At 70.7% G+C, this 20,722-nt stretch carries 19 protein-coding genes; 8 read left to right on the top strand and 11 right to left on the bottom strand.

The annotated features are described in order from the left end of the window. Nucleotides 1–138 precede the first annotated feature (138 nt). Nucleotides 139–807 carry an RNA polymerase sigma factor gene (locus D7Y04_RS23655; protein WP_120578614.1) on the top strand — a complete coding sequence of 223 codons (669 nt, stop codon included), beginning with the start codon at nucleotides 139–141 and terminating at the stop codon, nucleotides 805–807. Further along, nucleotides 794–2,722, top strand: a complete 1,929-nt coding sequence (locus D7Y04_RS23650) for a FecR domain-containing protein (protein ID WP_121760764.1) — start codon at nucleotides 794–796, stop codon at nucleotides 2,720–2,722. The genes D7Y04_RS23655 and D7Y04_RS23650 overlap by 14 nt, the downstream gene beginning before the upstream one ends. Here D7Y04_RS23650 and D7Y04_RS23645 read toward each other — a convergent pair. Both D7Y04_RS23645 and D7Y04_RS23640 read right to left on the bottom strand, forming a co-directional pair. Continuing rightward, nucleotides 2,694–3,260 (bottom strand): FxsA family protein, encoded by a 567-nt coding sequence (locus D7Y04_RS23645; protein WP_120578616.1) that lies wholly within the window; start codon nucleotides 3,258–3,260, stop codon nucleotides 2,694–2,696. The two genes, D7Y04_RS23650 and D7Y04_RS23645, sit on opposite strands and share 29 nt — an antisense overlap. Nucleotides 3,261–3,352: 92 nt before the next feature. Then, nucleotides 3,353–3,853: a hypothetical protein gene (locus tag D7Y04_RS23640; protein ID WP_147477182.1), complete on the bottom strand. Its 501-nt coding sequence runs from the start codon at nucleotides 3,851–3,853 to the stop codon at nucleotides 3,353–3,355. Nucleotides 3,854–3,963: 110 nt separating this feature from the next. Here D7Y04_RS23640 and D7Y04_RS23635 point away from each other — a divergent pair, with 110 nt between their 5' ends. From D7Y04_RS23635 to D7Y04_RS23625, 3 genes are all read left to right on the top strand, one after another. After that, nucleotides 3,964–5,298: a class I SAM-dependent rRNA methyltransferase gene (locus D7Y04_RS23635; RefSeq protein WP_199749720.1), complete on the top strand. Its 1,335-nt coding sequence runs from the start codon at nucleotides 3,964–3,966 to the stop codon at nucleotides 5,296–5,298. 64 nt (nucleotides 5,299–5,362) lie between these two features. After that, complete coding sequence (locus tag D7Y04_RS23630; protein ID WP_121760762.1) at nucleotides 5,363–5,857, top strand: YkgJ family cysteine cluster protein; 495 nt, start codon at nucleotides 5,363–5,365, stop codon at nucleotides 5,855–5,857. Nucleotides 5,858–5,939: 82 nt separating this feature from the next. Further along, nucleotides 5,940–7,055, top strand: a complete 1,116-nt coding sequence (locus D7Y04_RS23625) for a glycerate kinase (protein ID WP_121755256.1) — start codon at nucleotides 5,940–5,942, stop codon at nucleotides 7,053–7,055. 13 nt (nucleotides 7,056–7,068) lie between these two features. Here the strand turns inward: D7Y04_RS23625 and D7Y04_RS23620 are convergent, their stop codons facing one another. Together D7Y04_RS23620 and D7Y04_RS23615 are read right to left on the bottom strand one after the other, a co-directional pair. After that, nucleotides 7,069–8,037 carry a nicotinamidase gene (locus tag D7Y04_RS23620; RefSeq protein ID WP_121760761.1) on the bottom strand — a complete coding sequence of 323 codons (969 nt, stop codon included), beginning with the start codon at nucleotides 8,035–8,037 and terminating at the stop codon, nucleotides 7,069–7,071. Between the two features lie 42 nt (nucleotides 8,038–8,079). Then, nucleotides 8,080–9,525 (bottom strand): nicotinate phosphoribosyltransferase, encoded by a 1,446-nt coding sequence (locus tag D7Y04_RS23615; protein ID WP_121760760.1) that lies wholly within the window; start codon nucleotides 9,523–9,525, stop codon nucleotides 8,080–8,082. Nucleotides 9,526–9,724: 199 nt separating this feature from the next. Here D7Y04_RS23615 and D7Y04_RS23610 point away from each other — a divergent pair, with 199 nt between their 5' ends. Continuing rightward, complete coding sequence (locus D7Y04_RS23610) at nucleotides 9,725–10,387, top strand: MmcQ/YjbR family DNA-binding protein (RefSeq protein ID WP_120597964.1); 663 nt, start codon at nucleotides 9,725–9,727, stop codon at nucleotides 10,385–10,387. Between the two features lie 84 nt (nucleotides 10,388–10,471). Here the strand turns inward: D7Y04_RS23610 and D7Y04_RS23605 are convergent, their stop codons facing one another. Genes D7Y04_RS23605 through epmA form a run of 3 tightly spaced genes read right to left on the bottom strand, consistent with a single transcriptional unit; the run spans nucleotide 10,472 to nucleotide 12,944 of the window. Further along, nucleotides 10,472–11,197 carry an inorganic pyrophosphatase gene (locus tag D7Y04_RS23605; RefSeq protein WP_120597963.1) on the bottom strand — a complete coding sequence of 242 codons (726 nt, stop codon included), beginning with the start codon at nucleotides 11,195–11,197 and terminating at the stop codon, nucleotides 10,472–10,474. After that, entirely contained in the window at nucleotides 11,194–11,931 is a 738-nt protein-coding gene (locus tag D7Y04_RS23600; protein WP_233601547.1) for a 1-acyl-sn-glycerol-3-phosphate acyltransferase, read from the bottom strand. The genes D7Y04_RS23605 and D7Y04_RS23600 overlap by 4 nt, the downstream gene beginning before the upstream one ends. Continuing rightward, on the bottom strand, nucleotides 11,931–12,944 hold the full coding sequence (epmA, locus tag D7Y04_RS23595) for an EF-P lysine aminoacylase EpmA (protein ID WP_120597961.1): 1,014 nt from the start codon (nucleotides 12,942–12,944) through the stop codon (nucleotides 11,931–11,933). Before epmA ends, D7Y04_RS23600 begins: the two co-directional genes overlap by 1 nt. Before the next feature lie 29 nt (nucleotides 12,945–12,973). Between epmA and D7Y04_RS23590 the strand changes: the two genes are divergently transcribed. Together D7Y04_RS23590 and D7Y04_RS23585 are read left to right on the top strand one after the other, a co-directional pair. Further along, nucleotides 12,974–14,707, top strand: a complete 1,734-nt coding sequence (locus D7Y04_RS23590) for a chromosome segregation protein SMC (protein WP_121760759.1) — start codon at nucleotides 12,974–12,976, stop codon at nucleotides 14,705–14,707. A 64-nt stretch (nucleotides 14,708–14,771) separates the two neighbouring features. After that, nucleotides 14,772–15,314, top strand: coding sequence for an FHA domain-containing protein (locus D7Y04_RS23585; RefSeq protein WP_120597959.1), 543 nt, complete (start codon nucleotides 14,772–14,774; stop codon nucleotides 15,312–15,314). 68 nt (nucleotides 15,315–15,382) lie between these two features. On the opposite strand, the gene D7Y04_RS23580 is transcribed toward D7Y04_RS23585, so the two are convergent. The 4 genes from D7Y04_RS23580 to D7Y04_RS23565 form a co-directional block, all read right to left on the bottom strand. Further along, entirely contained in the window at nucleotides 15,383–16,429 is a 1,047-nt protein-coding gene (locus tag D7Y04_RS23580; RefSeq protein WP_120597958.1) for an SPFH domain-containing protein, read from the bottom strand. Between the two features lie 195 nt (nucleotides 16,430–16,624). Further along, the gene (locus D7Y04_RS23575) at nucleotides 16,625–17,425 is read right to left on the bottom strand and encodes an ABC transporter permease subunit (RefSeq protein ID WP_120597957.1); all 801 of its coding nucleotides are present in this window, start codon (nucleotides 17,423–17,425) and stop codon (nucleotides 16,625–16,627) included. 2 nt (nucleotides 17,426–17,427) lie between these two features. After that, nucleotides 17,428–18,387 carry an ABC transporter ATP-binding protein gene (locus D7Y04_RS23570; RefSeq protein ID WP_120597956.1) on the bottom strand — a complete coding sequence of 320 codons (960 nt, stop codon included), beginning with the start codon at nucleotides 18,385–18,387 and terminating at the stop codon, nucleotides 17,428–17,430. Beyond that, complete coding sequence (locus tag D7Y04_RS23565; RefSeq protein WP_120597955.1) at nucleotides 18,384–20,696, bottom strand: glycosyltransferase family 39 protein; 2,313 nt, start codon at nucleotides 20,694–20,696, stop codon at nucleotides 18,384–18,386. Before D7Y04_RS23565 ends, D7Y04_RS23570 begins: the two co-directional genes overlap by 4 nt. Nucleotides 20,697–20,722 lie beyond the last annotated feature (26 nt).

The raw sequence follows: 20,722 nt of genomic DNA, 5'->3' as shown, positions 1-20,722 counted from the left end.
AAATAATTTTGATCTTTTTTCGTCTCTCCGGAGACCCAGGGGCACGGAGGCAGTGTGCTCGTCTGGACCACCACTACAGACTGGAGGGCGTTCCTGGAGGAAGGGGACGTCCGGCGTCGCCCTGAAGGAGAAGGCCTGGTGTTCAGCCGAGGAGCGCGCACGTGGGCGTCCGCGGTCCCGCCGGAGTCCGGCGTGGACGTGGCGGACGCGCGTGGCCCGGCTTCCGCGGACGAGGCCCGCCTGCGGCTCCTGGTCCAGAGGGTCCAGCAGGGGGACCTGACCGCCTTCGAGCAGCTCTATGAGGCCACCAAGCTGGACGCGGCGCGAACCCTGCGCCACCTGGTGGGAAACCGCGTGGAGGTGGATGACCTCCTTCAGGAGACGTACCTGCGGCTGCTCACGGCGGTGAAGGGCTTCCGGGGGGAGTCTCGCTTCAAGACGTTCCTCTATCGGGTGTGCGCCAACGTGGCGCTCAGCCATCTGAGGTGGAAGCGACGCCGGCCGGAGGACTCCTTCGCGGACCCGCCGGAGATGGTGGCGACGGGGGAGGACCCGGAGCGCGCCGCGGAGCGTCGTCAGGCCGCCCGGCTGGTGGAGGCAGCGCTGGAGAAGCTCAAGCCCAAGAAGCGCATCGTCTTCGTCTACGCCGAGCTGTGCGGCATGAGCCCGGACGAGATTGCCCTCGCCGTGGGAAGCTCTCCCAACACCGTGCGCAGCCGCCTGCACCACGCAAGATTGGAGTTCACCGAAGCCATGCAGCGTCTGGTCGTCGCCCGGCCGATGGGAGGTTCCCATGGCCGGTCATGAGACACAGGCCCTGTGGGCGCTGGCCGCGGGCGAGCTGGATGCCGCCGGCACGGCCCGGGTGGAGGCGCACGTGGCGGAGTGCACCGCGTGCTCGGCGGAGTGGCAGCGCGTGGTGGAGGCCCGGGCGATGTTGCACACGGCGCGCTCCGTGGAGCCCTCCGTGCGGTGGGAGGAGACGGGGGCGAAGCTGAAGGCGGCCGCGGCGAAGCGGATGGCGGTGCCCGAGCGGCGGTTCCTGTCGCCCTGGGCGATGACGCTCGCGGGGGCCTGTGCCGTCGCGCTGGTGGTGTGGCTGGGTGGGGCGCGCTCGAAGCAGGAGGGGAACACGACGCCCGTCGCGGTGCGGACGCATCCTTCGGAGACGGTTGCTGGCACGGGGGCTTCCCATGCTCCGACGGAGGAAGCGGTCACAGCCCGTCCAGAGGTTGCGCCCGCGAAGCAGGAAGCGGTCGCGGCTCATTCGGAGGCTGCGTCCACCACGGAGGCGGAGCGTGTCACCGGCGCGGTGGTGCGGGAGGCCACCGGTGCGGAACATGCGTTGGCGGTTGGGATGCGGCTGCGCTCGGGCATGGCGGTGCGGACGCCTCCGAAGGCGTCCGCCGTGCTGCGGCTTCCGGATGAGAGCCGCGTGCGTCTGTCGGCGGGCTCGGACGTGGTGTTCGCCCGCGCGGAGTCGAACGCCGTGCACCTGACCGTCCAGCAGGGACGGCTGTCCGTGAATGCCTCGCATGCGCAGCGCGACGCGTTCCTCGTGGAGTCCGCGGGCCTGCGAGTGTCCGTCGTGGGGACGGTCTTCTCCGTGGAGCGCACGGCGGCTGGAGCCGCGGTGGCGGTGCTCGAAGGGCGTGTGCGCGTGGACGCGGAGGGTCAGCCTCCGCGCTTCGTGGACGCGGGCGAGCGCGTGGAGCTCGCGGGCACGGGTGAAACCTTGAAGCCTCGCGCGCTCTCCGCCGGAGACCGGCAGGCGTTCCGGGACCTGCGGGCCGCGGAGCCTTCCGCTGCCGTCGCGAGCGTCGTGCCCACGAAGAAGGGACCGTCACGCATCGAAGTGAGCCCGTCCGTTGCTACCCGCGACACGCCCGCGGATGCGCGCACGCCCGCGGCCGGCACCCCGCCCGGGGAGAACAACGCCGCGCCGTCGCAGGCCGTCGCCCAGAAGGCCCCCGATGCTCAGCCCGGGGAGAACAACGCCGCGCCGTCGCAGGCCGTCGCCCAGAAGGCCCCCGATGCTCCGGCTCCCGAGGCGCCTCGCACCGCCGTCGCCCAGGCCCCCGCGGTGCCCTCGCCTGGCGAGGCACTGGCCCAGGCGCACGCTCCCAACACGGAGATTCCCCAAGCCGTGCATCCGCGCGAGCCCACCCCGTCCGACGACTTCGCGCCCTACCCCGGCGCTTCGGCGGGTTCTCTCGCGTCCTCCGCTCCCGTGCCGGGCGCCGTGCAGGCTCCCTCCATGGCTCCGACCACGTCCGCGGAGCCGCGCAAGCGCAAGACGCTGGGGGCGCTCGTTCCGGGCGGACTGATGTCGGACGACTCCGACGAGCGATTCCTCGGCTACGCCAAGGTGCAGACGGCCCCCACCACGTGCGGGCAGTTCCTCGTGGGACTGGGGGAGATCGCCGCCGCCAGCCCTCGCACGAGCCACCGTGAACAGGCCCGCATCCTGCGCGGCCGCTGCCTCAACAGGCAGCACCTGCCCGCGGACGCGGAAGACGAGTTCCGCCAGTACCTCCGTGAGTTCCCCAACGGCCGCTACGCCACCGAGGCCCGCACCGCCCTGGGCATGTCCGCCGAACCCGAGCCCGGCGCCCCCGCGAAGGCCCCCGCTCCCATGCCGGCTCCCACGCCCGTGACACCTCGCTGGAACGGCTCACCCCAGCGCGTGCCCGTCAGCCCCGGGGTTCCTCGTCGCTGGTGAACTCCGCGTCCACCTCGCCCCCTTCGCTCCGGGGGCGGCGGAAGGTGGCGGGGCCTTCCTCCGAGGGCGAGGGCTCCACCTTCGCGGGCGTCTCCTGCTCGTCGAAGCGCCGGGCTTCCTCGAACGGATCCACTCCCGGAACAGGCCCGACCTGCGTGAACCGCACGGTGCCCGACCGCAGCGTCTTCTCCAGCGAGCGCCGCACCCGCGCCGTCACCCAGCGGCGCACCGGCGGCACCATCAGCGAGAGCCCCATCAGGTCCGAGATGAACCCAGGCGCGATGAGCAGCGCGCCGCCCACCATCACCAGCACGCCGTTGAGCAGGCCCTCCTCGGGCACGCCGCCGCCGGCCATGGCCTCGCGCCAGTTGCGGAACACCTTCTCGCCCTGCCTCCGGGCGATGAGGCTCCCCAGCACGGCGGAGACCGCCAGCAGCGCGAGCGTGGACCCCAACCCGATGTGATGCCCCAGGGTGATGAGCAGGTACAGCTCCGCCAGGGGCAACAGGATGCAGACGATGACGAGGGCCTTGAGCACGCTGGCACGTTAACGCCAGATTCACTCCAGCGCTCATTGCCGGCAGGACACACCGTGTCTTCCGCCCTCCAGGGTCCCCGGCGCCCCCCGGCTCACTCCCCGTTGAGCTTCTCCATCAGGAAGCGCATCACGAAGAAGAGGAGCGCGAAGCCGCCCACCGCGAAGAACACCAGCCGCGACGACAGCGACATGCGCTCGGACGGCAGGCCCAGCGAATGCACCCGCTCGGCCCGGTCCATCGCCTCCGCCAGCCCGGGGGTTATCTCCATGGGCTTCGCGGTGCGCCGGTAGTGCTCCGTGCGCAGGTACTGCTCGACCACGCGCTCCGTGGCGGAGCCCGTGAGGACCTCTCCCAGCTGCGGGTCGAACAGCCGGAGCTGAGCCTGGTGGGCCAGCCCGGCGGCCTCCGTCAGGACCTCGCGGATGAGCTCTTCATCGTCCACCAGCGGCACGCGAAGCTCCGCGCCCACCACCCGCTTGCCGTCGCGCAGGGGCAGCACCTCCACGGTGCCCACCCCCAGGTCCCACTCGCGCACACCGTCCGAGCGGTCGGTCCCCGGGCGTGCCGCCAGCAGGGCGTCCACCCGGGCCATGTCGAAGGGGGCGCCTTGGGTCCGCGCCTGAAGGACCAACTCGTAACTCACCTGGGTTGCGAGTATACGCCGCGCGGTTGCTCCCGCCTCTTTCCCTCCGAGACGCCTCGATGAAGCCCACCTCTCCCCCCCGCTCCGGCCGGCCCGGCTCCCCTCCCCCCGGACGCGGCGGCAAGCCCGGCCCTCGCCCGGAGAAGCCCGGCCAGCGCCCGGAGAAGCACGGCCATCGCCCGGAGAAGCTCCGGCCGGACCGCACGTCGCCAGAGCTGGGCCCGGACGGCACGCCCCAGGTGATGCTCCTGCGCCGCGGCTCCGACCGGTGGCTCGCGGGCCCGCCGTGGATCTACCGCGCGGACCTCAACGGCGACCCCGGCCTCCAGGGCGGTGAAGTCGTGCGCGTGGTGGACGGCCGCGGCTGGTTCATGGGCAAGGCCTTCTATTCGAAGCAGTCCAAGATTTCGCTGCGCTGGCTCACCAACGACGACGTCGCGGTGGACGTGGACTTCTTCCGCTCGCGCCTCCAGTCCGCCGAAGCACTGCGCAAGCTGGCGCTGCCCGGCGAGACGACGTACCGGCTGGTGCACGGCGAGGCGGATGGCCTGCCCGGGCTCGTGGTGGACCGCTACGGCGACTACCTCAGCGTGCAGTTCCTGGTCCCCGCCATGGAGCAGCGCAAGGCGCTCATCGCGGACCTGCTGGAGGAGCAGTTCCACCCGAAGGGCATCGTCAACCGCTCCGACGTGAGCGTGCGCCACCTGGAGGGCCTCCTCCCGGAGAAGGGCCTGCTGCGCGGTGCGCTGCCACCGGGCCCCGTGTCCTTCGACGAGGGCCTGGTGCGCATGCGCGCGGACCTGCTGGAGGGCCAGAAGACGGGCGCGTTCCTGGACCAGCGTGAGAACCACGTGATGGCGGCGCATTACGCCTTCGGCGAGGCGCTGGACTGCTTCAGCTACGTGGGCGGGTTCGCGCTCCAGCTGGCCACGCGCGCCAAGCACGTCACGGCGGTGGAGATTTCGGAGTCCGCCTCCGCGCAGCTGCGCGACAACGCCCAGTCCAACAAGCTCTCCAACCTGGAGGTCGTGACGGCCAACGCGTTCGACTTCCTGCGCGACGCGGTGGACGAGGGCAAGCGCTACGACACCATCGTGTTGGATCCGCCCTCCTTCGCGAAGAACAAGGACGCGATTCCGGCGGCGTTGCGCGGCTACAAGGAACTCAACCTGCGCGCCTTCCAGCTCCTGCGCCCCGGCGGCATCCTGGTGACCGCGAGCTGCACGTACCACGTGGATGAGCAGGGCTTCGAGGAGATGCTCGCCTCCGCGGCATCGGACGCGAAGCGCCGGGTGCAGATCATCGAGCGCCGCGGCGCCGGCCGCGACCACCCCGTCCTCCTCAACCTGCGTGAGACGCGCTACCTCAAATGTTTCGTCCTGCGCATGTTGTGAGATAGGGTAGGACCCATCCAAGGGGTCCATCGAGCGGACCCCGACGTGCGGGAACGGTTCAGTCATGGCGCGCCGGGATTGGGACGACGCAGACGACGAGACCCCCGCGTCCGGGACGCGGACGTTGGAGCGCGCCCTCCAGGAGACACGCACCGTCTACCGCCAGGCGGACGAGGCGTATGCCCCGTACTCGTGCCCCGCGAGCGGTGAGTGCTGCCAGCTGGCCGTCACGAAGCGCCAGCCATGGCTGTGGCTCCCGGAGTGGGAGCTGCTCAAGCGCAGCAAGCCCCTTCCCTCCCCGCGCGCCGACGGCGCCTGCCCCTACCTGGACGCCGCGGGCCTGCGCTGCACCGTGTACGCGGATCGGCCGTTCGGGTGCCGCACGTTCTTCTGTCAGCGCATCCAGGGACCCGCCCGGCAGCCGTCGGACGAGGTGTCCAAGCTCCTCCTGCGGTTGGAGCGGATTTCACAACGCGTGATGCCGTCGCTGCAGGGGCCACGTCCCCTCCTGGAATGGTATGCCGGGGTCAGTACCGCCCCGGCCCGGGAGGAACGATGACGTCCATGCTGCAGACGCGGTGGCGGAGCGCCCACCGGAGTCCCCCCGTGTCCGCGCGGTCCAAGCCCGTAGGTGCCCGAGCATGATTCCCCCTCGCTGGCTGCTTGCGCCCCAGGAGTTCAAGGGCACCTTGAGCGCGGCCGAAGCCGCGGACGCCATGGCGGAGGGGCTGCGGCAGGCCTCGCTGGACGTGGTGCTGGACGTGGCACCGCTCGCGGACGGAGGTCCGGGCACGCTGGACGCGCTGCTCGCGGGCACGCCGCGGGCCGAGCGCCGCAAGCTCATCGTGCGCGGCCCCATGGGCACGCCGGTGGACGCCTGCTGGGCGTGGCTGGATGACGGGCGCACGGCGGTGGTGGAGATGGCGCAGGCCTCGGGGCTCGCGCTGGTGCCTCCGAGCCAACGGGACGCGCGGGCCGCGTGCACGCATGGCACGGGGGAGCTCGTGCGCGCGGCGCTGGACTCGGGGTGCGAGCGGCTCATCGTCGGCCTGGGCGGCAGCGCCACCACGGACGGCGGCAAGGGCGCGCTGGAGGCGCTGGGCTTCCGCTTCCTGGACGCGGACGGGGCGCCGCTGCCACCGGGAGGCGCGAGCCTCGCCAGGCTTTCGCGCGTGGACGCGAGCGGCAAGCACCCACGCCTGGAGCAGGTGGAGCTGCTCATCGCCACGGACGTGACGACGCCGCTGCTGGGCGCGGACGGCTCCGCGCGCCTCTTCGGTCCGCAGAAGGGCGCGGACGCGGCGGCGGTGGAGGAGCTGGAGACGGCGCTGGCCACGTTCTGCCGCATCGTGGACGAGGACGCCGCGAACCTCCCGGGCGCGGGCGCGGCGGGCGGCCTGGGCTACGGGCTCGCGGCGCTCGGAGGCGGGAAGCTCACGTCCGGGTATGACCTGGTGGCGCGGGCGCTGGGGATGGAGCGGCGCGTGCTGCTCGCGGACCTGGTGCTCACGGGCGAGGGCCGCTTCGACCGGCAGACGTCCATGGGCAAGGGCCCCGTGGCGCTCGCGAGGCTGGCGCGCGCGCAGGGCACGCACGTGGTGCTCTTCGCGGGAGTCGTGCAGCGGGACAACGGACCGGAGCTGTCCCTCTTCCGCGACGTGGTGGAGCTGAACGGACAGGCCCGCCCCGGCGCTACCGCACGGGAGACGCTGCGCGACGCCACCGCGAAGTGGGCGCTCGCGCACCTGGGCCGGTAGCGGCAGCGCAGCGCTACGGAATCGGATCCGTCGTCCGCACCACCTGCATCCCGGCGGCCTTGAAGCCCGCCAGCGCTTCCTTCGCCAGGCGAGGGAAGTCCAGCGCCGCGGGCAGCGGGTCCAACGGAGGCGCGGGCACGGGGCTCATCGCGTCCTCCAGGATGTAGATGTTCCCCAGCTTCGAACGGTCCGTGCCCTCCAGGTATTGCTGCAGGTCGCGCAGCGTGGACAGCACGCAGTGCGAGCTGGCCTGCCCGAAGACGTACACGCGGTCGAACGTCAGCAGGTGCTCCATCAGCCGCGCGTTGAACTCGCCCACGCGCTGGCCCTTCACCTCCGTCACCTCCGGCGCCATCACGGAGTAGTTCTCCGTCAGCGGGTGCTCACCCTTCAGCTCGAAGTGCGTGGGCGTGTCCCGCACCAGCGCGTGGAAGAGGCTCGCTTCGTACATCGCGGGCACCAGCGCGTGACTCTGTCCGCCCAGCAGCGCGTGGTACGGCCAGATGGTCAGCACGTACCGGCCGCTCGCCTCCAACCCCTCGCAGTACGCCAGGCTCTCTTCCGGATGGCGCGTCGCACGCCAGCGGCCCTCCCGCACGTCCTTCGCGGTGATGACCGTCATGGGCGCAGGCGGACGCCCCTCCGCATCCTTCCACCAGGCCGGATGGAAGATTTGAAAGGCCCGGTGCGTGTCCAGCGAGAAGACGAGCCCCGTCAGCCGGTCCAGGTGCGCGTACAGCCAGCGCAGCGTGCGCTGCGTGTCCTCCACCGCGCCCGGGACGAAGAGGCTCGCGCCCGGGGTGCAGAAGCCCACCTGCGCGTCGATGCCGAACGCGGCGATGCGGACCTTGTCCTCCCGGGCCGGACGCACGCGGTGCTCGGCGGCGTAGCGCCAGGCCTCCTGGGAGACCTCCGCCACGCGCTCCAGGTAGAGCTGGCCGACACGTGCGTCGTCGTGGAACCGGGGAAGCGGCAGCGGCATGACGTGCTCTCCAGGCCCGTCAGCGCCACCGCGCCCTTGGCGTCAGCGGCCCTGCGGGAAGTGGCGCCGGGTGATGGACTCCACCAGCGCCTGCGTGGTGGCAGTGTAGCCGATGCGCTGTTCCTCCGGCGTCAGGCCTTCGGTCCCCACCAGCGTCGGCATGGACGGGGCCGCCTCCATCAGCGGGAAGTAGCCCTGGGGCGTCGACTCCCCCGCTTGCCCCACCAGTCCCAGCGGCCCCGTGCCCGTGCGGCGGCGGAAGACGATGGGCGTCCCGGGCACGCTCTGCTTGCCCTCCGCCAGCTCGTTGCCGAACTTCATCACCGGCGTCGTACCCGAGCACGACAGCTTGTAGATGGCCGCCACCCGGTCGCGCGTCAGCGCATGAGACATGGTGCGCGCCACGATGTGGCCGCCGTAGCCGTAGAACTGCGTCGTCGGCTCCCAGCCCACCTGCTTGCGCAGCTCCTCGAACTCGCGCGTCATCTGCGCGTCCAGGCCGTCCTCCAGGATGATGACCGGCTTGATGCCCAGGTCGCGCGCGCGCGTCACCGCGTACAGGTACTGGAGCTTCTTGTTCCCGGAGTCGAACCGGATGGAGTCCCCACCCTGCGGCTCCTCCGCGATGAGCTTGAACGCCGCAGGGATGCCCGACGTCAGCGTGTCGAAGGTGTCCAGCAGGTAGCTGGAGCGCTGCGGCCGGCGCTCATGCATCGCGCGGTAGGCCGCGTCGTCGGAGCCGTAGCGCTGCACGTGCTCGTGGCCCATGGTGCCCACGGGAATCATGCCCAGCACACGTGCGCCCTCCACGTTGCTCGTGCGCTGCACGCCCGCTTCCTGGCACGCGCGCAGGGCCAGCTCGTGCTGCTCCAGACAGGTCGCCGCGCGCAGGCCCACCTCGAAGATGCGCGAGGGGTCCTCGACGACGTCCACCAGCTCCTGCACCTGCGCCCGCACCCGCCGCACGTAACCTTCCGGGTCCACCTGGATGGACACGGCCCGCACACCCACCTGGTCCAGCGTCTCCAGGGCGATGCGCTTCTCCTCCTCGCACGTCACCGTGGCCAGCGTCCGGGCCAGCGCCTCGCGGTCCTGCAGCGCCTGCGTGGCCACCTGGACGCGGTAGTTGAGCTGCAGCAGCATCGGCTCCAGCCAGGACACCAGCGCGGAGGGGCCCGTGATGGTGAGGATGGGCTCGCGCGGCAGGAACAGCGCGCCCCGCGGAATGGCTCGCACGGACAGCTGCGCCTTGCGCAGGATGGCCGCCTTGAAGCCCACGCCCATCTCGTAGTCGTGGTGGGCGAGGAACGAGTAGTCGTCCGGCTGCGGCTCCGGCAACAGGTTCTTCACCCAGGCCGCCAGGTCCAGCGGCATCACCTGGGGCCCGCCCTTGCGGTGCGAGTAGTAGAACGTTTCCTTCCGCAGGGGCCAGCCGGCCTCCGCCATGCTGAACTTGTAGCCATCCGTGGCGAGCAGAGACTGGGGCATCGGGAAGCGACTCCTTATCGTTGACCCCGAGACTATGCGTGCCCCCCACCCCGTACCTAGGACCAAGGGCTCCGACGGATGCGGGAAACCACGGGTGACCCGTCACCTGTCTTTCCGTCAGCAACCGACACATTGGGGAATACGCTGGATGCGACAGGTGCGGTTAAGCTGTCCCGACCCACAACGAAGCCAGGTGCCCATGCCCGCAGAGAACGAGACGCAGAAGGTCGAAGCGGTACTGCGCGAACATGCGATGAGCTACCCCGGCGCCCACGAGGACTTCCCCTGGGGCCACCGCGCGATGAAGGTCAATGACAAGACCTTCCTCTTCATGACCGTCGACGGCGAGAAGCTGAACCTCTCCGCCAAGCTGCCCGACTCCAAGGACGCCGCGCTCACGCTGCCCTTCACCGAGCCCACCGAGTACGGCCTGGGAAAGAGCGGCTGGGTGACTGCCCACTTCGACGAGGCCTCGCAGGTGCCGGTTCCCGTCATCAAGGCGTGGATCGACGAGAGCTACCGCGCCATCGCGCCGAAGAAGCTCGTGGACCAGCTCCCCGCCCGAGGCACCGCCGTCCCCGGCCCCGCCTCGAAGCCGGCCAAGAAGGCCGCCGCGAGCAAGAAGCCCTCCGTACGCCAGGCCGTGGCCCCGGCGAAGAAGGCCGCGAAGAAGGTCGTGGGCAAGGTGAAGGCCGTGGCCAAGAAGGCCGTCGCCCGCGTGAAGACCGTGGCGAAGAAGGCCTCCAAGAAGGTCGCGAAGACGGCCTCCGCCGCCAAGGCCAAGACGGCTCGCAAGGCCCCCGCTCCGGCCCGGGGCAAGCGCGCCGCCAGCTCCGCGCCCAAGCGCGCCCGCCGCTCGTAGGCGGGCCCCACACGGCCCACGCGTGAAAGGAAGAGGGCCCTTCGGGGCCCTGCCCTTCCCGCGCGTCGTGACGTCAGGAAGCGGCTACTTCCCGCTCCGGTTGCCGCGGCCCTTGGCCGCCGCCTTCGCCACGGACGTCTTGCGGCGAGCAGCCGGCGCGGACTTCTTCGCGGGCTTCGCCTCCGGCTCCACGAAGAGCTTGTCGTAGTCGCGCATGCTGCGGCGGATGACCTCCATGGCCTCCTGCCGGTCGTAGACCTCCGCGATTTCGACGCTGCGCTTTCCCTCGCCCGGAATCTGCTTGTAGGTGAGGAAGTAGTGCTTCAGGCGGTCCAGCAGCGGGCGCGGCAGCTGCGCGATGTACTGGAGCTCGCCGTACACGAGGTCCGACTCCAGCACCGCGATGATCTTGTCGTCGGCCTCGTTGCCGTCGACCATCCGGAAGCCGCCCACGGGCACCGCGTGCACCAGCAGGTTGCCGTTGGAGACGACCTTCTCCGTCAGCACGCAGATGTCGATGGGGTCCCCGTCGCCGTGGATGTCCTTGTGGCCGGTGCGCTCCGCGCAGCGCTTCGCCACCTGCTCGCCGCAGTACGTGCGCGGGATGAAGCCGTAGAGCGTGGGGCACTGGCTGCTGAAGCGCTGGGGCCGGTCCAGCATCAGGATGCCGGACTCCTTGTCCATCTCGTACTTCACGGCGTCCGTGGGGACGATCTCGATGTACGCGGTGACGACTTCAGGAGCCTCCGGCCCGGGCGAGATGCCATGCCAGGGGTGGGCCTGCGACTGGGTCTGGGTGCTCTTCTTCATGAAAGGTCTCCCGAGCGCTCGCGCGCCTCGGCGTACAGCCCTGCCACCGCCTCTTCCAGGCGGCGGGTAAGGGTATCCCGGTCATCCAACGTCAGCCCTTCGGTGGGCACGGGCTTGCCCACCACCAACGCGACCCGCTGGCCCCACTGGATGGCCCGCCCGCCCTTGGGGAGGATGAGCCGGGTGCCGGCGACGGCCATGGGGACGACGGGGACCTGCGCCTGGATGGCCAGCGTGGCGGCGCCCTTCTTGAAGGGCCTCAGCTCGCCGTCCGGGCTGCGAGTGCCCTCCGCGTAGAACAGCACGCTGACCCGCTCGCGCAGCGCCGTCACGGCCTCCTGGAGCCGGGCCCGGTCATTCGCGCCGCCGGTGCGCTGCACGGGGATGTTGCCCGCGACGCGCAAGGCCCGGCCGAACACCGGCACCTTGAAGAGCTCCGCCTTGGCGACGTAGCGCGTGTGCTTGTCGATGTGCGCGAAGTTCACCATCGCGTCGAAGTGCGACTGGTGGTTGCTCACGAAGACGACGTTGCCTTCCTTGGGGACGTTCTCCAGGCCGAAGGCTTCATGCCTCACGCCCGCGGACGCCAGCCCCGAGAGGGCCCACGCGCGCAGCACCTTGTCCGCCGCCGGGTGCTGATCCAACCCGGACAGCAGCGTCACCGCCGCGGACGTCACGCCCGTGAGGCCCACCGTGGCCGTGCCAGCGAACACCGTCTGGAGCACCTTGAGCATCAGACGAACCCGTGTGCGGGGAACAGGAGGACGTCCTCGATGCGCTGGACCCCGAGCAGCAGCATCAGGATTCGGTCGAGCCCCACGGCGATGCCCGCGGCAGGCGGCATGCGGCCCACCGCCTCCAGGAAGCGCTCGTCCAGGGGATACACGGCGCGGCCCAGCTTGCGGCGCAGCTCCTGCTCTTCCACCAGCCGCGCGCGCTGCTCCACCGCGTCCGTCAATTCAGAGAAGCCGTTCGCCAGCTCCAGCCCCTTCGAGTACAGCTCCACGCGCTCCGCCACGCGGCCGTCGCCGGGCTTCAGCCGGGACAGCGCCGCCATGGACGCGGGGTACTCGATGAGGAAGGTGGGCCGCTCGTGGCCCAGCCCCCGCTCCACCCGCTCCAGGAAGAGGTGGAAGAAGACGTCGTCGAAGGACGTGGAGCTCCCGGTGTGCACGCCCACGGCGTCCGCGGCCCGCTTGAGCGACGCGCCGTCCGAGTGCACGTGGATGTCCACGCCCGTGGCGCGCAGCACCGCGTCCCGCACCGTCACGCGCTCGTACGGCGTGCGCGTGAAGAAGGCGGGGTCCGCGCCGGGCTCACCCTCCTTCGCGTCCGCCGCCACCCGGCCCGCCGCCGCCAGCGCGCCCTCCAGGTCGTCCATGATGGCGTGGTAGTCCGCGTGCGGCCGGTAGAACTCCAGCAGCGTGAACTCCGGGTTGTGCGTCTGGGATACCTCGCCGTTCCGGAACACCTTGCAGATCTGGAACAGCGGCCCCGCGCCCTGCGCGAGCAGGCGCTTCATCGCGTACTCGGGGCTGGTGTGCAGGTAGAGCGTGCGGGCCTTGCCCAGGTCCGTCTCCGGGACGAAGGGCGTCTCGAAGGCGGAGATGTACGGCTCCATGCCGGGAGTGGGCACGAGCAGCGGCGTCTCCACTTCCAGGTAACCCTGGCCAGCGAAGAACTGTCGCAGGGCGGAGTAGAGGCCCTGGCGTCCTCGAGCCGCTCGCCATGGGTTTACGTTGGGCATCGGCGGGTCGGAAGTAACATGGGCGGCCCATGTCCCCAAGGATTCCGTCCCTCCTCGCCGCCACCATGTGTTTGCTGAGCGCCTGTCACAAGGCGCCGCCCCCGGTGGTGGTCCCCCCTCCCAGCGAGGAAGAACTGCTGACCGGCGAAGTGAACGCCCTGTCCACGGAGGCCGCGCTCCTCCTGGAGGAGCAGCACCGGCTCGTCTGGGACTTCTGGACGGAGGGCAAGGCGGTGGACATCGCCGCCACCTACAGCGGCAAGCAGGCGCTCTTCAGCCTGGAGAACCTGCGGCGCATCGACCGGCTGCGGCACCTGACCAAGGACCCGCGCGAACTGCGCGCCCTCACCGCGCTCCACGGTCACTTCGCCGGTGAGTTCCTGTCGCGCGAGCTGGCCGAGCACAACGACGCCTCCGCCAACCTGGAGGCGTCCCTCAAGATGAGCGTGGACGGGCGCGAGGTGCGCTACCACGACCTGGAGCGGCTGCTCGCCAACGAGAAGAGCGCCCTCAGGCGCAAGGCGCTCTACGCGGCGGCCACGCCCGCGCTCACCCGCCTCAACCAGACGCTCCTGCGCCGCGAGTCACGCACCCGCGAGCTGGTGCAGCAGATGGGCTTCGAGTCCTACGAGGCCTTCGGCAGCGAGCTGCGGCAGGCGGACCTGGAGCGGCTGGCGCAGCTGGCGGAGGAAGTGCTCCAGGCCACGCAGGAACCGTACCGGCTGGTGATGGAACGGCTCTCCCAGCGCGAGCTGGGGCTGCCCTTCGCGCAAATCACCCGCGCGGACATCCCGCGCCTGTTCCGCTCGCGCGAGGTGGAGGACGCGTTCCCCAAGGGCGAGTCGCTGGTGAAGGCGCAGGCCACGGTGGCGGGGCTGGGCATCGACCTGAACGCGCTGCCCAACGTGAAGGTGGACGCGCGCGACCTGCCGCGGAAGAACCCACGCCCGCTGGCGCTGTCGGTGAAGGTGCCGTCCGACGTGAGGCTGTCCTTCAAGCCGGGCACGGGCGTGCTGCACCAGGGCCGCGTGCTGCATGAGGTGGGGCACCTCTTGCACATGGCCTTCACGCAGGAGCAGCGCTTCGAACTGGCGCGGCTGGGCAACCCCACCGTGGGCGAGGCGTACTCCGCGCTCTTCGAGGACCTGCTGGAGGACCCGGTGTGGCTGGAGGAGAACGCGGGAGTGCTGGGGGATGCCGACAAGCGCGCCCAGTACCTGGCGACCTCCAGCGCGCACAAGCTGTACCTCATCCGCCACGCGGCGGGCCGGCTGCTCTACCAGCTGGAGCTGCACCGCCGCACGGACGTGGATCCGCGCGAGCTGTACCGCGCGCTGATGGCGCGCACGGGCGCCATGCCCATGACCGCGGACGACGTGGAGCGCTACCTCGTGGACCAGGAGGATTTCTACCAGTCCGCGGACAGCTTCCGTGCGTGGTTCCTGGCGGGGCAGCTCCAGGGGCAGCTGAAGGCGCGCTTCGGCCCGGCGTGGTGGCACGCACCGGAGGCGGGCGCGTTCCTCAAGGAGCTCTGGGCCCGCGGCACGGCGCCCTCCGCGCGCGAGGTCACGCAGGCGATTGGTGAGAACGGCCTCGCGCCGGACGTGCTGCTCCTGCGGCTGAGCACCACGCTCCAGGTGCCCATGAAGCTGGACCTGCGCCGGTTGGACGACACGCCCGCGCAGCCGTCCCCACCGCCGGCACCGGCGCCGGCCCCGGTGCCCCAGATGCCCCGGGCCCAGGCCACGCCGCTGGCCTCGTAGGCATGGCCTCCGCGCCCCACCGGGCCCTTCCCGTCCCCGCCGGTTGCACGTAGGGTCCAGGGCCATGGTGTCCGTGAATCAGCTCCGTCCCTTCGCGGGCGCCTCGCTGGAGTCCTTCCGGGCCGCGTCCGGCGCTATCGCCCTCATCCAGCAGCCCGTGGACGCCGCCTTCAAGGCCGTGGTGGCCCCGGGCATGGTGGGCATGCGCACGGTGGGGATGGCGCACCGCTCGCGCATGGAGGAGCGGCTGCTCGCCATGCTGCGCGACTTCGACAACCTGGAGGTGCACTTCCTCCAGCCGAACCAGGACGGCGAGGAGTTCACCGTGGGCCGCACCGACGCGTGCGACCTGGTGGTGCCGGAGCCCTCCGTCTCCCAGCATCACGCCACCCTGCGCTGGAACGCGGGCGCCGGGGACTTCTCCGTGCGCGACGCCCAGTCCATGAACGGCACCTTCATCAACGGCGCGCCCCTGGGCTTCAAGGCCCAGGTGATGCTCCACGACGGCGCCACGCTGGCCTTCGGCGACGTGCAGTTCCTCTACCTGCGCGCGGAGACGCTGCACGAACAGCTGCGCCTCGCCGTGCCGGGCACGCCCGCCCCCTGAAACGCGCGAAGGCCCCGCCTCCCAAGCAGGAGACAGGGCCCTCATGCTTCAGCGCGAAAGCGGCGGGACTACAGCAGCTTCATCAGCTCCGCGCGCTTGGCGGCGTACTCCTCGTCGGAGAGCACGCCCGCGTCCTTCAGCTCCTTGATCTCCTTGAGCCGCTGCGCCGGGCTGCGCGTATCCGCGGGAGCGGCCGCCTGCGCGGGCTCCGCGGGGCGCTGCTGCTGCTGGTTGTTCTGCTGGTTGGCGAACATCTGCGCCATGCCGAACCCCATGCCCATGCCCATGCCCTGCATGGCGCCGTCGGATCCGCCACCGCCCTTGGCCATGCCCTCGGACGCGCCGAGCATCGCCTGGCCCTGGGCGTACTGCTGGAAGCCGCCCGCCAGCCGCGAGTACGCGACGTCCTTGGACAGCTTCTTCAGGGTGACTTCGTCCTCGGGCTTGATGCTGACGACGAAGTTGCCCATGCGGACGATGGTGAGGCCGTAGGAGTCCACGTGCGGCTTCAGGCCGGCGAGGATCTCCTGCTCCATCTCCTCCACGTAGGCGCCGCTCGTCACGTCCAGCAGCGGCCACTTCTTCTTCACCAGCAGCTCGGCGGTGCGGTCGCGCGTCACCTTGAGCACCTGGCCCTTGAACCAGCCCAGGAACTCCTCGTTGGTGGCGCGGCCCATGCCGACCAGGCCCACCACGAGCTTCTCCGGCTCCGTCACGCGGATGGAGAAGTCGCCGTACACCATGGTGCCGATGCCCAGGCCCGTCTCCGGGTCGCGCACGTCGCCAATGGGGCCGCCGAACTTCACGCCCGTGTGCTCACGGTTGGAGACGAAGAAGATCTCCGCCATGAACATGTTGCCGCCGGTGAAGCTCTCCAGCAGGCGCGACAGGAACGGGATGTTGTTGGTGTCCAGGGTGTGGCGGCCGGGCCCCAGCTTCCCCTCCACCTTGCCGTCCTTGACGAACAGCGCCACCTCATCCGCGTCCACGGTGAGCTGCGTCTTCATCCGGACGTTCTTCTCCGGATACTTGTAGACGATCTCACCCTTCGCGCTGTCCGCGCGGGCGATGAAGTTCCGCTGCGCCTCGCCCTTGATGCTGTCGAAGATCCCCATGTCTGTTCAGCGCCTCCGTGGCCGCCTGGGCGGCAGGTCTTCAAAGCTTCGTAACCCCATCCCCTAAATGCGGGGCCGCCGACGCGAAAGCGCCAGTGCGCTTCCCCCGGCATCCTGCCCGGAACATAACAGCTTCACGGGCGCCTGCCCGTCCGGCCGGCCCCCTGGCAGTCCACTCTCCAACCCGCCAGTGACTCAACCCCAGCGGCTGACCAGACGTTCCCGGTCCAGGAACCGGATGCTGGCCGCCAGCAGGATGAAGTCCAGCACCAGCACCACCGCGCCCTGGATGGCGTAGTACCCCGGGCCCGCCTTGAGCACGCCAGCCACCTGGCCTCCCACCAGCCCCACCAGCGGCAGCACCACCAGCGCAGCCAGCTGCTGCGCCATGCGCGCCTCGCTGACCCGGGCGGAGATGAGCACCGCGACGCCGTTGCCGAAGAAGGCGAACAGCGGCGCGAGCACGAACACGCCGAAGCCCCACAACGCATTGGGCATCAGCGGCGCGCCCACCAGCGGCCACGCCACCCAGTCCACGCCCACGCAGAACAGCGCGAAGGCGACCCAGGTCAGCACCACCGCGGGCACCAGCGCGGCCAGGCACTTGCCCGCCACCAGCTCCGCCGCGGACACCGGCGACGCGAGCAGCGGCTCCAGCGTGCGGCGCTCCTTCTCCCCCGCCACGCTCTGGGACGCGATGAGGATGGGGATGAAGACGGGCATCACCAGGAACATGCCGAACCAGTCGGTGAGCGACTTGTCGACGAGAAAGCGCGCCGCGCTCGCGCCCAAAGGCAGCGTGGGGTCGTAGAAGAGCGCCACCGTGCGCAGGTCCGAGTGGTCCGGCTGCCGCACGTACGTCCACACCACGCCGATGGGCACCGTCACCATCACCATCGGCAGCACCGCCATGGACACGAGCAGGCCCACGTTCTTGCGCAGGTCCAGCCAGTCCTTCCAGAACACCGCCAAAGCACGTCGCGGCCGGAAGGCCATGCTCACGTCCCCTCTTCCCGCAGCAGGTCCAGGTACACCTCTTCCAACGGCCGCTGCGCGGGCACCACGCTGTGCACGCGAGCCCCCGCACGCACCAGGCACGCCACCACGTCCGGCGCCTGGGCTTCATCCGCCAGCATCACCCGCAGGCGGCCGCCCTCCACCAGCACGTTGGGCCGGAAGGGCAGCGCCACCAGCGCGGTGACGAAGCCCTGCGCGTCGCCCTCCACGCGCACGTCCAGCGACTGGCCCGCGCGGCGCATCTCGCGCACCGGGCCCAGCGCCAGCAGGCGGCGGCGCACCACGGCCACGCGCTCGCACAGCCGCTCCACCTCCGCCAGGTTGTGCGAGCACAGCACGATGGTGCGCCCCTCGGAGGCCAGCTCCGCCACGGCGTCGCGCACGGTGCGCGCGGACTCCGGGTCCAGGCCGCTGGTGGGCTCGTCCAGGAAGATGACGCGCGGGTCGTGCACCAGCGTGCGCACGATGGCCAGCTTCTGCCGCATGCCCTTGCTGAAGCCGCCGCACGGGTCGTCCTCGCGGCCGCCCAGCCCGAAGCGATCCAGGTAGTGCTTCGCCCGGGGCCACGCGACGGACTCGTCCAGCTCATGCAGCTTCATGAAGAAGCGCAGGTTCTCCCGGGCGGTGAGCCGGTCGTAGAGCCCGGGCTGTTCGGTGAGCAGCCCCACCACCTTGCGCAGCGACTCGCCGTCGTGCGTGACGGAGTGGCCCCACACCTCCGCGTCGCCGCTGGAGGGCCTGAGCAGCCCCGTCAGCATGCGCACCGTCGTCGTCTTGCCCGCGCCGTTGGGGCCCAGCAGGCCGAACACCTCGCCGGGCCGCACGTCGAAGGTGAGGTCCTCCACGGCGGTGCGCTCGCCGAAGCGCTTCGCCAGACCGCGGACGCGCAGGCCTCCCCTCGCGGGGGCCTCCGCGAGCGGGGGCGGGACGAGGATGCTCACTCGATGGTCACCAGGACGAACTTGTTGTTGATGTCGCGGTCCACGAGGGTGACGGTCTTGTCGGAGCCCACCGCGGTGCGCAGCAGGTTCACGCGGTTGTGCTCCACCAGCGCCCACTCGCGGCCGGGCCGCGCCGCGTACTGGCGCATGCGGGTGTTGGCGTCGTTGGCGCGGAACTGCTCCACCGTGTTGCGCGAGTAGAACGTCTCACCGCGCCAGTTCATCATGTACGCGGCGATGGGCTCGCCCGCCTTGCGCTGGTTGTAGTAGCGCCAGAACAGGTCGCGCTGCGTCCAGTGGTGGGACAGGTCCACCCAGTGGCCCCAGTTGAACCAGAGCGCGAACGCCGCGGCCAGGCCCCAGAAGGTGCTGAACAGCAGCACGCGCGAGCGCTGCAGCGCGGCCACCGCCGCCAGCACGCCGGCCACGCCGAACGCGAAGCCCATGCCCACCTTCACGTTGATGGTGCCGGACAGGGCCTTGAACAGCGCGTCCGACGCGGGCGGCCCCTTGAAGCCGCGCACCGCCAGCGCCACGCCTACCAGCGCCAGGCCGAAGCCCACCGCCTGGAGCACCGTGCGCCCCGGCGCCTCCTCCGGCCGCGACGCCTGCCAGATGAGGAAGCCCGCGAGCGCCACCAGCGCCACGCCCCACAGCCCCATCGCGGACACCTGCCCCTGCGTGGCCACCGTGGCCAGCGTGGCCCCGCCCGTGAGCAGCAGGCCCAGCGCCACCGCGCGCGCCGCGGCCGGGCGCTCCAGCTTCGCCTTGGAGGAGAACGCGTCGAAGGCCAGGTACACGCCGAAGGCCAGCAGCACCAGCGTCACCAGGTCGCCCATCCACAGCGGTCGCGAGGAGAAGAACGCGATGGGCTTGGTGACCAGGTCCTGCGGATAGGGCCGGTCGTAGTTGTAGACGAACAGGTCGGTGAAGTCCTTGGGGTTCTCCGCCAGGTCCTTGCCCACCAGGATGAAGAGGATCAGGCCGAAGATGAGGCTCACGGCGTGCTCGGAGACGCCGTCCTTCCACAGCCGGTCCACGAACAGCGAGATGAGGATGGCCAGGCCCGGCAGCACCGGGAACACGTAGTGGTGGAACTTCGTCGCGCTGGAGGCCAGCAGGTAGAACGCGAACGCCACCCACAGCACGGCGATGAGCGCCAGGTGGTCCGCCTTGTCCCGCGAGCGCAGCTTGAGGCGCGACACGACCGCGAACGCGCCGGGCAGCAGCGCCACCCACGGGAAGATGGCGAAGCCGCCCTGTTCGATGAAGTAGGTGAACGACCCGCCCGGCGTGGTGGTGTGCACGCCCGCGGTGAGGCGGTTCAGGTGGTCATGGATGAAGAAGCGGTACCAGAAGAGCTTGCCCTCGTCGTCCACGCCGTCGAAGAGGCACAGCGTCAGGTACCAGGGCACCGCCACCGCCGCGAACACGAGGATGCCCGTGCCCAGCTTCATCCGGTACATCTGCGCCCACAGCACGGGCATGGTCCGCGTGCCCGCGCGCACCTGGGCGCGGACCTCGCCGCTGGTGAGCCAGCGCAGGTGCGCCTCCAGGCTCTCGCGGGTCCACGGGATGACGCCAGCGGCCGCGTACAGCACCAGGATGACCGCGGGCAGGCCCACGCCCAGCAGGCCCTTGGCCAGCGTGGCCAGGCCCGCGAAGACGTAGAACGCGTACCACCAGCCAGCGCGGTGCTTCGTGGTGTCATCCAGCTGCCCGATGATGGCGCATGCCATGGCGCACACGAAGGTCGTGACGAAGGGCGTGTCGGTGACGGTCTGCCGGGTGAGCAGGAAGTACAGCGGCATGGTGGCCAGCACGAAGCCCGTGGCCAGGCCCGCGCGCATGTTCACGGTGCGCGCCACCGCCAGCGACAGGAGCGCCACGGCGGTGATGCTCAGGAGCGCGAAGGGCATGCGCATGCCCCACTCCGTGTAGAGCCCCATGGCGCCGTCGCCCCGGAGCGCGCCGACGATGTTCATCCCCAGCGCCTGCATCCACATGGTGAGCGGCGGCTTGGAGAAGAACCACGCGTTCTCCCAGAAGGGATAGACGTAGTCGGCGCGCTGGATCATCTGCCGGCCCACTTCGCCGTAGTGCGTCTCCCAGGGGTCCCACAGGCCGACCGCGCCCAGGTAGGGCACGAAGAGCAGCGCCGCGAAGCCCGCGGTCGCCAGGACCACGCGCGCGCTGAAGGACAGGGCCAGCCACCGCCGCCCCCATGAAGACGTCAGGGTGTCATCACCGAGGATGGCCTGGGTGAAGGTGGAATCCCCCTGCGAGTTCTTTTCGACGTCGCTTGCCACGCGCGCGTGCTCCTTCGTCGTCCGGG

Origin of the sequence: Corallococcus sp. AB038B, assembly GCF_003668955.1 — a bacterium.
GTDB lineage: Bacteria > Myxococcota > Myxococcia > Myxococcales > Myxococcaceae > Corallococcus > Corallococcus exiguus.
Note: the sequence above shows the minus strand (reverse complement) of the source record. Positions and strands in the feature narration are given on the sequence as shown.